The organism is Nostoc sp. JL33 (assembly GCF_017114985.1).
Lineage (GTDB): Bacteria > Cyanobacteriota > Cyanobacteriia > Cyanobacteriales > Nostocaceae > Nostoc.
This window is the reverse complement of sequence record NZ_JABXKP010000049.1, coordinates 109,262-122,592: the sequence shown is the minus strand read 5'-3', so window position 1 is coordinate 122,592 and position 13,331 is coordinate 109,262. Positions and strand designations below refer to the sequence as shown.

Here is a 13,331-nt window from a genome sequence, read left to right as displayed (position 1 = left end):
AGATGAGGAAGATGAGGGGGACAAGGGGGACAAGGGGAATAACCAATGCCCAATACTTCTCTACCTTGGGCTGCACTTCGACAAAGCTCTATAACCACGCCAACGGCAACGCTCAGTACAAGTGACCAATGCCCCATGCCCCATGCCCAATGCCCTAAACGGGTACTTCTATCCGCATTGCCCGCGCCAACTCTGCCGCCACCTCTGGACGGGAAAATTCTGGTGGAGGTAATTCACCGCGCCGCAGCATTTCTCTAACTTTTGTCCCCGATAGGTGAATGCGTTCCTCTGGTTTGCTGGGACTAGTTTTAGATGTTGCCATCTGCTTAGTGCGCGTGCAGTAAAAAGCGTGTTCAAATTTCATCGGCACAATCCCCAATTCACCTGGCGCAAACTCTTCAAAGATATGTTGAGCATCGTAAGTGCCATAATAGTCACCCACGCCAGCATGATCCCGTCCGACGATAAAGTGAGTACAGCCGTAATTTTTGCGAACTAAAGCATGGAATATGGCCTCACGAGGGCCAGCATAGCGCATTGCGGCTGGATTAATTGCCAAAGTTACCCGGTCTAAAGGGTAGTAATGTTCCAGCAAAATTTCATAGCAACGCATCCGCACATCAGCAGCGATATCATCTTCTTTTGTCGCCCCGACTAATGGGTGCAAAAATAGACCATCAACGATTTCTAAAGCGCACTTTTGAATATATTCATGGGCGCGGTGGATGGGGTTGCGAGTTTGAAAGCCAACGATGGTTTTCCAACCCTTATCTTTAAATAGTTGCCGTGAGGCAGCTGGATCAATTTGGTAAGTGGGAAACTGGGGATGAGGTTCGCGTTGCAACAACCAAATATCACCCGCCAGATGTACATTACCTTGGTTATAGAGTACCTGCACGCCTGGATGTTTAGCATCATCAGTGCGGTAGACATTTATGGCTTCGCGGGTTTTGTCGTAGTTATATTTTTGGGTGAGTTGCAAAACCCCGATAAATTCGCCTCTGGAGTTATCCAGACGGATTAAGCCGCCTTCTTGCAATGGGGAAGCTACTTCTTCGCTGACCGATAGTGTAATCGGGATTGACCACACAAGACCATTAGCTAGTCGCATTTCTGTAACAGTGCGATCGTAGTCTTCCTGGTTCATAAAACCCGTGAGTGGACTAAAAGCACCGATCGCAATCATTTCTACATCAGAAACGGCGCGATCGTCAAGTTGCACTCGCGGCAAAAAGTCAGCTTTTGAAAGAAACTCTGCTCTTTGTTCTGGTGTGGCGATACGGTTAACCAACTGTCCACCGTGGGGGGCTATGGCATCTGGATTGTGACTCAATGTAATCCCCTCTTTGCTTTTATTGCTATTGTTTCAGATTATGTACTAACTTATCAAATGCTGGTACGTATTTAAGTTAGGCTAAAGTTAGTCTAGGCTTTAGTCGTTGAAGAGTTCCCTTATTTGGAATTGCTTATGACTGCTGTATCACCTGTTTTTAAACCTGTTAGCCAGATGCGGCTAGAACCTGGTAGTACAGTGTCTATTCAAGATGTAAGCTGGGAAGAATTTGAGTCTATCTTGCAGGAACTGGGAGAAAAGCGATCGCTACGAGTTGCTTATAGCAAGTCTACGTTAGAACTTATGGTTCCTCTACCCGAACACGAAAAGTCAAAAGACTTAATCTCAGATATTGTCAAAATCTTGCTTAAGAAGACAGGGAGAAGGTACGAAGCTTTTGGTTCAACTACATTCAAGCGTGAAAATACAGCAGGGGTAGAACCGGATGCTTGCTTCTACATCCAGAATTACCAAAGAATGATTGGTCGTCGCAAACTTGAACCAGATGATCCGCCTGCTGATTTGGCTATTGAAACAGATGTAACATCAAAAACAACTCTTGATGCTTATGAAGCGATCGCAGTTCCAGAACTATGGATTTACGATAGTAAAAAGCTGAGGATTTATTTACTCAGGGATGGACATTACATCGAATCTGATAACAGTCCTAACTTTCCAAATATCCCTCTACCTCAAATTATTGCCGCTACAGTTGAACGAGCTTGGCAAGTAGGAACTGTACAAGCTTTGAAAGAGTTTGAAGGAGCATTAGATAGAAGTAGTTTTTGATAGAAAGCACGTAGATTTAGTTCGCCGCAGGTATCGCTTTTGCTCATTGAGCCTGGTATGGCAATAAATGGCATAAATTGCCATACAATAATATTATGAAGGAAAAATTAGGGAAGTAGTGCCAGTGAAAAGTATAAATATATCTCTCCCTGATGCGATGCGGACTTATATAGAAGAGAAAGTGGCAACTGGTGGTTACAGCAGCGTCAGTGAATATTTTCGTGAGTTAGTGCGCCAAGACCAAAAGCGTCAAGCGGCTGAACGTTTGGAAGCGATGCTTTTAGAAGGTCTAAATTCTGGGAATGCAACTGAGATGACTGCTGACGATTGGGAAGACATCCGCCAAGCTGTGCGGGAAAGAATCGCCAAGCATAAAGGGTCAAACCAAGGTTAATGAGCGACGTAAGCAAACGACCGCAAGTCATCCGCGACTTGATAGAATTAGCGACTTATATTGCAGAAGATAACTTGGAAGCTTCAGATAGGTTTCTTGCAGCAGCAGAAACAACTTTCAAACAACTGGGTAAAATGCCAGGAATGGGAAAATCTTGTCAATTCTCTCATCCCGATTTAGCTAGTGTTCGACAGCAAGCAATAAAAGGATTTAAAAAGTATCTTGTTTTTTATCTGACTTCGGATTCCGGTGTAGAGATTCTTAGAGTCATTTATGGCGGACGAGATATTGAAACAATCTTGGATGAAGATTTAGGAGAGAATGACTTGGAATAATAATTACGAGTATTTTACTGCGTCACTTTTAGGATAAGCGATCGCTGTTCTAGAACTATAATTTACTTAAAACTCGGCTATTTGATAAGAGTCAATTAAATTTTTAAGTCTGTCAATGTCAACGTCTTTAAACTTAAATTTTTTATTAAGCTCTTCTCGGAAAGATAACCAATAGTACGGTATAGTCCCACTGATGTCTACAGACTTTTTTAATAGTAAACAAAATCTACCAGGGCAATGGCGAGAGCCATATATTTGATTATTTTTACAAAAAGCTTCTAAAACTTGTTCCCACTGTATTATACTAAGATGTTCGGCAATTTTAATTATGAGGTCAGTGTTAGAAATTGCATTTACGTAAGAATAAGAATTTATAAATTTAGAAACTATAATCGGTATATTTTCTTTTAAAAGACTCTGAAATGAATCATCAGAAAATTCATCCCAATATTCTGATTGCTCAATTATTTCATCAAAAGATAATTTACTAATAAGCTTGCTCACGCAATCATCAAATAATTTAGTCAATTCCTCATTTTGTACATCTAATACTTGGTAGTTTCTTCTAGCTTCAAGTAATTCATCCAAAGGAGCATCATTTATTTTGTTTTTTAACCAAGGCTCAATCAACTGATTTAATGATTCATTTTCATACCTTAACATTATTAAAACTAATTTTTCTAGAGAAGCTTCTTTTAGCTGCTCTCTTAGATAAGGCTCGATTAGTCCATCTAGTTTTTCATCTGCTTCTAACCTTATTAAAATAAGTTCATTTAAATTTGCTTGTGGAACTGCTCCTCTAAAAAGATCATTAATTACTACTTTTTTGAAATTTTTATCTTCGCAAAGCTCTTTTATAAGTAATAAATCTTTTAAAGGAATATTTTTTAGTTTATTAATTACATATTCTTTAAGAAAAGATATATAAGATGCTTTTACTAAAATATTTATTATTTTAGGTAAAAAACGTTTATTTAATGTTGAAGAGCCATCAAATACCTCAAGTTTTTCAATAAACGATTTGGCTTTTATCTGACATGAGTCGCTCAATACATCCCAACCTTTAATACTTCCAAGATATATTATTACCTTATGCCAATTTGCATCATTCACCTTATTAATAATAATATTGGATAGGGTATTATCTAAAATCTCTACTGTTTCTTTGGGATATATTCTATATATAGCATTTAAGGCAGAAAACTGACGTGCTCTTTCATCTTCAGGGAAATTGTCTGTCAATAAACTTATAGTTAAACCTAGTACTATATCTTTAATCAAGATAAAACGTGCACGAGCAAGTGGACTTTTTTGAAAGTATTGTGCTGCTAATTCAGGGTCTGTTGGAAAATAATCAGATTTAATATCTTGGAAAATCCTTTCACGAGCAGAGCGACCTTGAACAGGCGGGCGTTGCAATAGATGCATTACGGCACTTCTCAAGTGGTAGCGTGCTAGTTCTGCTGTACCCTCAAATGGTTCTTCTAAAGATGTCATTGATGGATGAGCACATCGACTTCTATCCTCAAATAATCTTTCTATATCTGACTTTTCTACAGATGAAATAAGCTCAAATTTTGTGAGAGCTAAATCTGGAATACTTGACTCAAATTGCCACAAATCTTTCACTTTTGATGCTGAACTTATATTTTCAAATTGCTTTAATAGGCTAGATGCTTCACCATTTCCTAGAAGATCCAGTTCTCTTAGTTTGTGAAGAAAATCAAATACGACTGCATTCCATGTAGCAACTATGCAAGAGCGAAATGCCCCAGCCCTATAACAAGCAACAGCCTCTTGAATAAATTTTTTAGCTTGTTTATCTCTACAGCGTACTATCAGTTCATCAAGGTCAATAAAAGTTTCATACATAGATTTTTAATCTGTGGAAAACTTAAAATGTGAAAATATTAATAGTAAAGACTATGGATACCAAATATTAGGTTGAGTTGACTTCAATAAATCCAAAAATTAGCATTTCTATTAGAAATAAAATATCCCTCCTCGCTTACACGGAGAGGGGAGGTTTTGGTTACTAACGAAACCGGGGTTGGGTTCAACTAAACTGTTCAATAATTCCGCCACCTAACACTTTCTCCCCGTCATACCACACCGCCGCTTGTCCGGGAGTGATGCTGATTTGGGGTTCATCAAACACCAAACGCACACGGGAGTTTTCCAACGGAATCACCGTCACTGGTGTAGCTGTTGAACGATAGCGAATTTGGACTTCGGCATGAATTGGGGTCGATGGTTCGGCAATAGAAACCCAATTTACCCGATTTACAGTGCATTCTGGCTGAGTTACTTTTGTGCGATCGCCTACTACTACTTTATTATTTTCCGCATCTAATTCAATCACATACAACGGTTCGGCAGCCGCAATCCCTAAGCCTTTGCGCTGTCCAATGGTGTAATGATGGACACCATCATGCTGTCCTAAAATTTTGCCTGTGACATCTACAATATTGCCTATTTTGGGAGCTAAATATTTATCCAAAAATGCCCGCATGGAACCGTTACTTTCCACCAAGCATAAGTCTTGACTTTCTGGCTTATCAGCAGTTTTTAGTCCGTATTCAGTTGCAATGCGGCGCGTGTCAGTTTTTTCTAGTTCGCCCAAAGGAAATATCGTTGCTGCAAGTAAATCTTGAGACAAATCATAGAGAAAGTATGACTGGTCTTTGTTGCGGTCAACAGCCCTTAATAATTGGTAACGTCCAGTTGCTTCGTCATGGCTAATTCGGGCATAATGACCGGTGGCAATGCGATCGCATCCCAATTCTTCACGAGCATACTGCACCATTGGCCCAAACTTCACCGTTTTATTGCACTGGGAGCAAGGCAAAGGCGTGATCCCAGCACTGTAACCAGTCACCAGGTAATCGACAATATGGGTCTGGAAGAGATCCCGAATATCTACAACCTGATGCGGAACCCCCAGTTGTTCACAGAGATCAGCCGCGTCGATCATACCTTCAGAGCAACATTGACCTTTGCCTTTCATTAGCCAAAGAGTCAAACCAATCACTTCATAGCTCTGATGGTGCAGGATAGCTGCGGCGGTGGAACTGTCAACGCCACCAGAAAGACCAACGACGACTTTTTTCATACAAAGCACACACGATAGCTGCGTGGTTGTCCAATTGTAGCACACACTCTTTCATTGCCTTGCTACGAAAGCACTTCAGTTTTCAAGTAACTGAAGTCAGCGATAGCGAGTCATCTCCCTACAGCCCTGCGGGCATCCTACGGCAGGCGCTAGCCTCTCCCTTTGGGAGAAGGGGAGACGCTAAGAGCGAACAAGCGTCATAGTCCGTCGGAGACATCGCTGTTCACTCCCCCATGATCCTTATCTAAGATTTAAGTTACAGATGCATTTTTTGCCACGCAGATGAGCTAATTTTAGGTTAACGCTATATAGTTGCTACAACGGTGAACTAATTAGTTCCTGATGGAAATTGCCTAAAAATATTTTGATTAGTTTCTAACTACTATGTCGAGAGGAATACCAAGTCAATTTATGCCATTTCAGATGCAGCGCCGAAGTTCTGAGGGTTGGAAGCCCACTATCAGACTTCTCTTGTTGTTAGTGGGAGGATGGTTAGTGCTGATTCCCGACTCTAGCCCAGCACAAGCACAAATCCACAACAGCAACGTGCTACTGGCTCAACAAGCAGGTGAAATTTTACCGCCACCGCCAATAATTCCCTTTAGTCAACCGCAGTTACAACCAGTCCAAGTAGTACAGGACAATCAATTAGAGCAGAATTTTGAGCCTTCCCAACCATTACAAAACAATCAATTAGAGCAGAATTTTGGGCCCTCTCAACCATTACAAAACAATCAATTAGAGCAGAATTTTGGGCCCTCCCAACCTGCACAGTTTAGTCAATATAACCAGACTGAGCGCTATTTAGTTTACGTTGAGGGTAGTGATTTACAGACGCTACAACAAATACGTCGGATTGAACCCAGTGCTTACATTCGCCAGTATAAAGGACGGAATGTAATTCAGTCAGGTGTTTTTAACAGAGTATCTAACGCCCAACAACGGGTGAGTGAGTTACAGTCACGAGGCATATATAGCGCCCGGATTATCAGCTTCGCTAACGGAGAGGAAATAGGTGCAAGCAATAGAAGCTTTGTAGGCGATCGCAGTAATATAAGTGCTACTAGGCCAGTCTCTAGATATTATGTCGCCATTCCCACCACTTCAGAAGAGTTACCTGCGATCGCAGCACAAGTTAGGCAGAATCTAGGTCGATTTAGCCAAGATTTACGACGAACTGGCGGAGTCCTCGAAAGGAGGCAACCACGAGGGCCACACGTAGCAGTAGGGCCTTTCCCTGAGCGATTCCAAGCTGAGGAATGGAATAAATATCTGCGAAATTTAGGATACGGTAATGCCAGGGTTTACTACGGGAAATAAGTTAGAAGTCATTCAATTTTAGATTTTGCGGAAAGTCTCAGCCCCGGCTTTTGGCGTTGGCGCAGCCCGCCGCAGGTATCAGAACTTTCCAAGACGGATTTTGGATTTAAGGATAAATCTCAAATCCAAAATTCCTTTTCCAGAGCAACTACATGAAGTATGCGGTTAATCTCAAATCTCAAATCTCAAATCCAAAATTGAATTACTCCCCACTCCCTCGATTCTTAACGCAGGGATTCAATAATTACTGCTGTTGTAATTAAACACAACAGGATAATTCCCAGTGGAAGCAAAAACTGTTGTAAAAGGTACAGCAGTATGGGTATGATTTGTAAGAAACCTAAACCACTGGATAGAACGTAGGCGATCGCAATCCCAAATAGCACCAACAAGAAATATTTCAAGGATTTAGAAGCAAAGCGAAATAAAAGCGTATCCTGATTAGTGTTCATAATTTTACTCACGAAAGTAGCTCAATTTTTAGCAGTGAATATTCTTTTTGATTTTCCATGCTCCCTGAAAAAATCAGGCTATGGAAAATCATACGCAGTCTGAACAGTATTAGTTTTACAGGTGAAAAATTGCCTTGTTCGGTGAATTATTCCCAGACTGTTGCTGCCTTTGTGGATCGTTTTGCTTGTCATAATTAGCTAATAGTTGGAACAAAATAAACAAGCCCAACAACAGCAACAAAAACGAGCCGAAACCGGAGGAATACTTATTTATTTCTCGCTCAACACCACATTTGAGGCAAACATATCTATTGGGATTACGTGTATCTTGAGCAAAGGGGCACTGATTTTGATTGCAATCATGATGACAATCTTTGTCTAACATCATTGAACCTCCTGTAGGGTAAAGACTTACATAAGTAGAGCGGTGTGAATAATTCAAGGTTTGTAGTGAGGGCTTCAGCCATCATTTGAGGACTAAAGTCCTCACTACGAACTAATCTCAAGATTTTTTACATTACTTAATCTAGTTTGATTTATTCTCACCGACTTACTTACTTAGTTGTAAATATGCTCTACAGAATCTAGTTAGTTAATACCCACTGCCTGTTTAGTAGACACCACTTCCATGAGTCATTAATATGGGACAGTAACAAGTAATATGTGTGATTTACTAAGCTTGCAGTAGTCGCGCTCTCTAAATCTTTCCTCAACCACTTTTGGAAGGCGCTTAACTTAACTTTGCCTGTATTACTTACAAGAGTAATACAGTTAAAAAGGCTTTGCAGTCGGATAAAGTAAGTGTTTTACGGAGTAGGAAAAAGTATTTTGTAGTATACTAGGTAGGAATAAGTAGTAAAAATATGGTTATAATGAATTACAAATGATACATCAAGTTCGCAAATGGGTGTAGAAGAAGCCTTAGAGTTTGTAGATAACTTGGTTTTTCTCAAGACGGGAGAACACTTAGATAAAACTCAAAGGATTATCTTGCGTCATTTGTGGGAGGATGAAAAGCGGACTTACCAGGATATTGCCAATAGCTGTAATTATACAGAAGCGCATTTAAAAGCAGTTGGTGCAGAACTTTGGCATTTACTATCAAAAGTGCTAGGAGTGAAAGTCTCAAAATCTACCTTCCAGGGAGTGGTTCAGGGATTTAGAAGAAGCCAACACTCGCAAAAAAACCCCGATATTCCAGATATAGCGACTAACAGCACTAATTCCCAAGATTTAGATTCTAACTTCGTGGGGCGCGATCGCCAAATAGCCGAACTCCACACCCTCGTCAGTCGAGGAGCAAAAGTTATCCTCATCCAGGGTAAAGGCGGCGTTGGCAAAACAACCTTAGCACGCAAATATTTTAAAAGTCAAAAATTTGATTTTGTTCTGGAACTATGGATGGCCACAGAAATCCAAAACATCACTCCTGTAGAGAGTGTGGTTGAAGAATGGCTGCGGCGAGACTTTAACGAAGAACCGGGACGCGATTTTGGCATCAATTTAAAGCGATTACGGCGGAAACTGCGAGAGCAAACTGTTAAAATTGGGGTATTTATTGACAATCTAGAAACTGCTCTCGATAAAAATGGCAAGTTTATCGAATATCGTCGCCCTTATGTTGACCTATTAAGAGTATTAGCAGATTCAGATGTGCATTCAGTTACTTTAGTCACAAGTCGTGAGCGTTTGCGAGAGTCTAGTGTAGAAGTTCATCTCTATACACTAGAAGGTTTAGATGATGGAGCTTGGCGACAGTATTTCAGCCGCCGCCACATCAATTGTGATTCTACTATTCTCAGTGAAATGTGCAAAGCTTGTGGAGGTAACGCCAAAGCAATGCAAATTCTCCGAGGAGCAATATTGACAGATTTTCACGGTGATATACATACTTATTGGCAAGAAAACTGTACAGATTTATTAATAGAAAGAGAATTAAAAGATTTAGTTGCTAGTCAATTTACCCGTCTCCAAGAAAATGACTTAGAAGCCTATCGCCTCCTGTGTCGTTTAGGATGCTATCGTTATCAAGATATTACTTCATTACCTATCGAGGGAGTTTTATGTTTGCTTTGGGATGTACCAGAACCCAAACGTAGAGGCGTAATTAAAGCTCTCCAAGATTTGTCTTTAATAGAAGCGAAAAAAGGACAATACTGGCTGCATCCTGTAATTCGTGATGAAGCGATTAGTAGGTTAAGGTTAGTCAATGAAGAATGGGAATTAGTAAACCGAAAAGCCGCACAATTTTGGACGCAACAGGTTGAAATAGTCAAAAATATCAATGATGCCTTGACGGCTTTAGAAGCTTATTATCACTATGTAGAAATTAGTGATTTTGAGCAAGCTGGTGATGTAATTTTACAAGGGCGAGGTGAACATTGGAGTATAGGTTTGCCTTTGGGTTGCTCGTTTTACCAACTGGGACTGCTCCAGAAAAATTTCTCTGTAATTAAACGATTAATAGACGAGATAAAATCGCCAGAAAGACTAATTAAACTTTACAATATACTTGGATATACATATCGAATTATCGGGTGTATTAGAGAAGCTATAGAATGCTATGATAAATCCGGAAAAATATTAGGTAAATTAGATGAGAAGCCAACCAAAATTTCTATTTTATTCAATACAGGGCTTTGCAAACTTGAATTATGGGAAATAGAAGCAGCCGAATATTGTTTCAATTCTGTTTGTAGCCTAGCTGAACAAAATAGCAATCTTGATGATTATATGGCATATTCTCAATGCTGTTTGGCTTTGATAAAATCATGCTCTGGTAGCAGAGAAGATGCCTTTCATCTTGCTGAACAGGCTTTTTATGCCATGTCATCAACTAGGGTGACTTTATGGGGAATAGGACATAGTTTAGTAAATCTCTGCTTAACTTATAAAAATTTAGGTAATCTTAAAAAATCCTTTGAATTGTGCCAACAAGCTATACTTCATGCTGAAGAAAACAACTTTACCCAGATTAAAGCTAAAGCTATAAGTTGTCTCGCCGAACTTTTTCGAGAACAGGGAGAATTTACAAAAGCAATTTTTAATCATTCAGAAGCAATAGAAATTATTGATAAAATCGGTGCTAAATCAGACTTAGCCGAGGCTTATTATCAGTTTGCATTGACTCATAAAAAAATGGGTGAAATTGCTCAGAGTAGGGAAACTTTTCTGCAAGCGATCGCACTCTTTAACGAAATGCAAGCACCCAAGCAAGTTGAGAAAGTACAAACAGCAATGGAGTGTTTTGAAAAATAAGCAATATTATTCGATTTTGCCTTCATCCATGTTCTCGAATCACCTGACTAAACTCATTGACTGCATCATACTGATCCGCCATACGCGAATACTGGGCTAGCAATTCTATATCTAAATCTGGGAAAAAAGAACTTTGGGACGCTTTTTCATATTCCTCGTCTCGCAAACAATATACCGAAAGCAACCCATCTTCCCAAAACCAGACTTCTGGAACTTTCAGACGCTTGTATATATCCAACTTATTAATGCCGCCACTGGTGACAGTAATTTCAATAATCAAATCTGGAATCGGTTTTTTAGCCCCAAAGTTATAAGACTCATCTGGTTCTCGTCGCGTACCATCTTTGCGTTTGCCGAGTGTAGCACTTCCTCTAACATAGAAGCGAATTTTCTTTTCTCTCAGGTATGCCTCTAATAAAAGACTTGTAGTACTTTTAGCATCTTCATGGTCATCGGAAGGTGGTGACATAATTTCTAAAATTCCATCTAAATAAGTTAGTCGCGCACCTGTACCTTCTAGGTCTACATCTAGCTTTTCTAGTTGATCCCAACTGACGTTATACAGCAAAACATAGGAAGTCTTTGGAGTGACAGGTTTGGCGATGACTGGGGAATTCATGAGGCGATCGCTCCTGGAGAGGTCTATAAGTATTACGATATAGTAATTCTAGGCAAAAGAAAGCGATCGCTCCTAGAGAGGTTTTATGTCCCTGACGCTTGAAGACTTGGAACAAATGCAGCAACAGCATCCCGACTTTCGTATGGAACTAGTCAAGGGTAATATTATTGTTATGAGTCCATCAGGATACGAATCAGATGAGGTCGCAGCCGCGATGATTGCCCAGTTAGATAACTGGGTTAGACCGCGCAAACTCGGACGAACAACAGCTTCTAGCGCTGGTTTCAGATTGCCAAATTCAGATTTGCGCGCACCGGATGCCTCATTTGTTTTAGCCGAACGCTTGCGTCGCAGTCCCAAGTCTTTTGCTCAATTGGCTCCCGATTTGACTGTAGAGGTGAAGTCCCCTAGCGATAATTTAGAGGATCTAAGAGTCAAGATTCAAGAATTTCTGAGTTTGGGAACTAAAGTAGGAATTTTGCTCAATCCCGATGAGCGGATTGTTGAAGTTTACAACTTTGGACAAGAGGCAATAATACTCCGTGATGGCGATGTTTTAACAGTTCCCGAACTGCTCCCAGGATGGGAAGTACCAATTGCAGATTTGTGGCCTCCAGAGTTTGATTAGGATAATTACGAATTACGTTAGCGTAGCGGGGCGTAGCCCATTACGAATTACGAATTACGAATTACGAATTATTTTAACTTTCTGGAGTTTAAAAACTACCGAATAGGGACGTGTTTTGGAATTGAAGAGCTTCTGGTCGTTTTCTGCAAGATGATATCGCTCTGGGGTAATTCTTGGCTCTTCAAATTCGTCCACAGAAAAACCTGCTGCCTTGAAAGCTTTCCAGTAATCGGAAAGAGGACGATGAAACCAGATAAATGGTGTTGTAAAATGGTTCCAAGGTTGGTCGTTGCGTTGCGTCCTTTCAAAATAAGAAGAAGTCCAACCATAACAAACCGTCCCATCCTCATTTAGAGTCGTCGAGTTGCCTTGGGGAAAACAAGGATGTGAGAACACCAAGATTGCAATACCACTAGGCTTGAGAACACGATTGAATGCCCTTATTGCTCCTTCGAGATCAAGCAAATCCATGAGAACGTAATTGGAGATGATCAGATCAAATTGCTCATCTGGAAGCGACTTGAGTTCAGTGCATGAATCCAAATGAAAATCTATATCTAGATTATTTTGGCTAGCTCTGAATTGAGCAATTTCGATCATTTGAGGTGAAAAATCTACAGCAGTTACACTGGCTCCTTTAAGGCAAAGCTGGCGTGCCAGATATCCTGTGCCACAACCAGCATCGAGGACAGACAATCCCGCAACATTACCAGCGAAACTCCATAGTACTGGATCTGAGTTGAGAATTCGATTGCTGTCGCCATCCTCGCCAACTTGAATATCCCAGTCTCCCGCTCTATTATCCCAGAGTTCAAGTATTTCTTTCTCATCAAACTTTGCGATTATTTCTTCAGTCATATCTTCCTCCCGAAAAGAATAACTTAATTATTTTCACATAGGTATCTGCTAAACTTTATGGTATATGGTATTGCTGTGCTGCATTTAATACCTAGCTGAATGGGGAGAGTAAACTCCAAGAGCAAAATTTTATAAGATAGCGATGCCTGCGGCGGTAAACTACGCAAATCCGAAAAAAGAATAAAACTATCAAAATTTGGCAACTACTATAGTGATTTAGTCCTTCATCAACT

Annotated in this window: 13 protein-coding genes; 6 read left to right on the top strand and 7 right to left on the bottom strand. The window is 40.3% G+C overall.

The genetic code is table 11. The annotated features are described in order from the left end of the window. Positions 1-154: 154 nt before the first annotated feature. Positions 155-1,333 carry a sulfate adenylyltransferase gene (gene sat / locus HWQ23_RS13145; protein WP_292828876.1) on the bottom strand — a complete coding sequence of 393 codons (1,179 nt, stop codon included), beginning with the start codon at positions 1,331-1,333 and terminating at the stop codon, positions 155-157. 135 nt (positions 1,334-1,468) lie between these two features. On the opposite strand from sat, the gene HWQ23_RS13140 reads away from it, so the two are divergent. From HWQ23_RS13140 to HWQ23_RS13130, 3 genes are all read left to right on the top strand, one after another. Continuing rightward, positions 1,469-2,122 carry a Uma2 family endonuclease gene (locus tag HWQ23_RS13140; protein ID WP_292828875.1) on the top strand — a complete coding sequence of 218 codons (654 nt, stop codon included), beginning with the start codon at positions 1,469-1,471 and terminating at the stop codon, positions 2,120-2,122. Positions 2,123-2,246: 124 nt separating this feature from the next. Next, the gene (locus HWQ23_RS13135; RefSeq protein WP_292828874.1) at positions 2,247-2,516 is read left to right on the top strand and encodes a type II toxin-antitoxin system ParD family antitoxin; all 270 of its coding nucleotides are present in this window, start codon (positions 2,247-2,249) and stop codon (positions 2,514-2,516) included. Next, the gene (locus tag HWQ23_RS13130; protein ID WP_292828873.1) at positions 2,516-2,851 is read left to right on the top strand and encodes a type II toxin-antitoxin system RelE/ParE family toxin; all 336 of its coding nucleotides are present in this window, start codon (positions 2,516-2,518) and stop codon (positions 2,849-2,851) included. The genes HWQ23_RS13135 and HWQ23_RS13130 overlap by 1 nt, the downstream gene beginning before the upstream one ends. A gap of 66 nt (positions 2,852-2,917) precedes the next feature. Here the strand turns inward: HWQ23_RS13130 and HWQ23_RS13125 are convergent, their stop codons facing one another. Together HWQ23_RS13125 and mnmA are read right to left on the bottom strand one after the other, a co-directional pair. Further along, positions 2,918-4,723, bottom strand: a complete 1,806-nt coding sequence (locus HWQ23_RS13125) for a hypothetical protein (protein ID WP_292828872.1) — start codon at positions 4,721-4,723, stop codon at positions 2,918-2,920. 184 nt (positions 4,724-4,907) lie between these two features. After that, complete coding sequence (gene mnmA / locus HWQ23_RS13120) at positions 4,908-5,963, bottom strand: tRNA 2-thiouridine(34) synthase MnmA (RefSeq protein WP_292828871.1); 1,056 nt, start codon at positions 5,961-5,963, stop codon at positions 4,908-4,910. A gap of 384 nt (positions 5,964-6,347) precedes the next feature. Between mnmA and HWQ23_RS13115 the strand changes: the two genes are divergently transcribed. Then, positions 6,348-7,283: a hypothetical protein gene (locus HWQ23_RS13115; RefSeq protein ID WP_292828869.1), complete on the top strand. Its 936-nt coding sequence runs from the start codon at positions 6,348-6,350 to the stop codon at positions 7,281-7,283. A gap of 224 nt (positions 7,284-7,507) precedes the next feature. Here HWQ23_RS13115 and HWQ23_RS13110 read toward each other — a convergent pair whose 3' ends face one another. Continuing rightward, on the bottom strand, positions 7,508-7,735 hold the full coding sequence (locus HWQ23_RS13110; RefSeq protein ID WP_292828867.1) for a hypothetical protein: 228 nt from the start codon (positions 7,733-7,735) through the stop codon (positions 7,508-7,510). Positions 7,736-7,850: 115 nt separating this feature from the next. Continuing rightward, on the bottom strand, positions 7,851-8,123 hold the full coding sequence (locus tag HWQ23_RS13105) for a hypothetical protein (protein ID WP_292828865.1): 273 nt from the start codon (positions 8,121-8,123) through the stop codon (positions 7,851-7,853). A gap of 515 nt (positions 8,124-8,638) precedes the next feature. Between HWQ23_RS13105 and HWQ23_RS13100 the strand changes: the two genes are divergently transcribed. Next, complete coding sequence (locus HWQ23_RS13100) at positions 8,639-10,993, top strand: helix-turn-helix domain-containing protein (RefSeq protein WP_292828863.1); 2,355 nt, start codon at positions 8,639-8,641, stop codon at positions 10,991-10,993. A gap of 22 nt (positions 10,994-11,015) precedes the next feature. Here HWQ23_RS13100 and HWQ23_RS13095 read toward each other — a convergent pair whose 3' ends face one another. Continuing rightward, positions 11,016-11,612 carry a Uma2 family endonuclease gene (locus HWQ23_RS13095; protein WP_292828861.1) on the bottom strand — a complete coding sequence of 199 codons (597 nt, stop codon included), beginning with the start codon at positions 11,610-11,612 and terminating at the stop codon, positions 11,016-11,018. Positions 11,613-11,697: 85 nt separating this feature from the next. Between HWQ23_RS13095 and HWQ23_RS13090 the strand changes: the two genes are divergently transcribed. Next, positions 11,698-12,240 (top strand): Uma2 family endonuclease, encoded by a 543-nt coding sequence (locus tag HWQ23_RS13090; RefSeq protein ID WP_292828859.1) that lies wholly within the window; start codon positions 11,698-11,700, stop codon positions 12,238-12,240. A 54-nt stretch (positions 12,241-12,294) separates the two neighbouring features. Here the strand turns inward: HWQ23_RS13090 and HWQ23_RS13085 are convergent, their stop codons facing one another. After that, positions 12,295-13,098, bottom strand: a complete 804-nt coding sequence (locus tag HWQ23_RS13085) for a class I SAM-dependent methyltransferase (protein WP_292828857.1) — start codon at positions 13,096-13,098, stop codon at positions 12,295-12,297. Positions 13,099-13,331 lie beyond the last annotated feature (233 nt).

Excerpts from the sequence above, each read along its gene's own strand:
- HWQ23_RS13140 (WP_292828875.1), top strand. The coding sequence starts at position 1,469 with ATGACTGCTGTATCACCTGTTTTTAAACCTGTTAGCCAGATGCGGCTA.
- HWQ23_RS13130 (WP_292828873.1), top strand. The coding sequence starts at position 2,516 with ATGAGCGACGTAAGCAAACGACCGCAAGTCATCCGCGACTTGATAGAA.
- HWQ23_RS13125 (WP_292828872.1), bottom strand. The coding sequence starts at position 4,723 with ATGTATGAAACTTTTATTGACCTTGATGAACTGATAGTACGCTGTAGA.
- mnmA (WP_292828871.1), bottom strand. The coding sequence starts at position 5,963 with ATGAAAAAAGTCGTCGTTGGTCTTTCTGGTGGCGTTGACAGTTCCACC.
- HWQ23_RS13115 (WP_292828869.1), top strand. The coding sequence starts at position 6,348 with ATGTCGAGAGGAATACCAAGTCAATTTATGCCATTTCAGATGCAGCGC.
- HWQ23_RS13110 (WP_292828867.1), bottom strand. The coding sequence starts at position 7,735 with ATGAACACTAATCAGGATACGCTTTTATTTCGCTTTGCTTCTAAATCC.
- HWQ23_RS13105 (WP_292828865.1), bottom strand. The coding sequence starts at position 8,123 with ATGATGTTAGACAAAGATTGTCATCATGATTGCAATCAAAATCAGTGC.
- HWQ23_RS13100 (WP_292828863.1), top strand. The coding sequence starts at position 8,639 with ATGGGTGTAGAAGAAGCCTTAGAGTTTGTAGATAACTTGGTTTTTCTC.
- HWQ23_RS13095 (WP_292828861.1), bottom strand. The coding sequence starts at position 11,612 with ATGAATTCCCCAGTCATCGCCAAACCTGTCACTCCAAAGACTTCCTAT.
- HWQ23_RS13090 (WP_292828859.1), top strand. The coding sequence starts at position 11,698 with ATGTCCCTGACGCTTGAAGACTTGGAACAAATGCAGCAACAGCATCCC.
- HWQ23_RS13085 (WP_292828857.1), bottom strand. The coding sequence starts at position 13,098 with ATGACTGAAGAAATAATCGCAAAGTTTGATGAGAAAGAAATACTTGAA.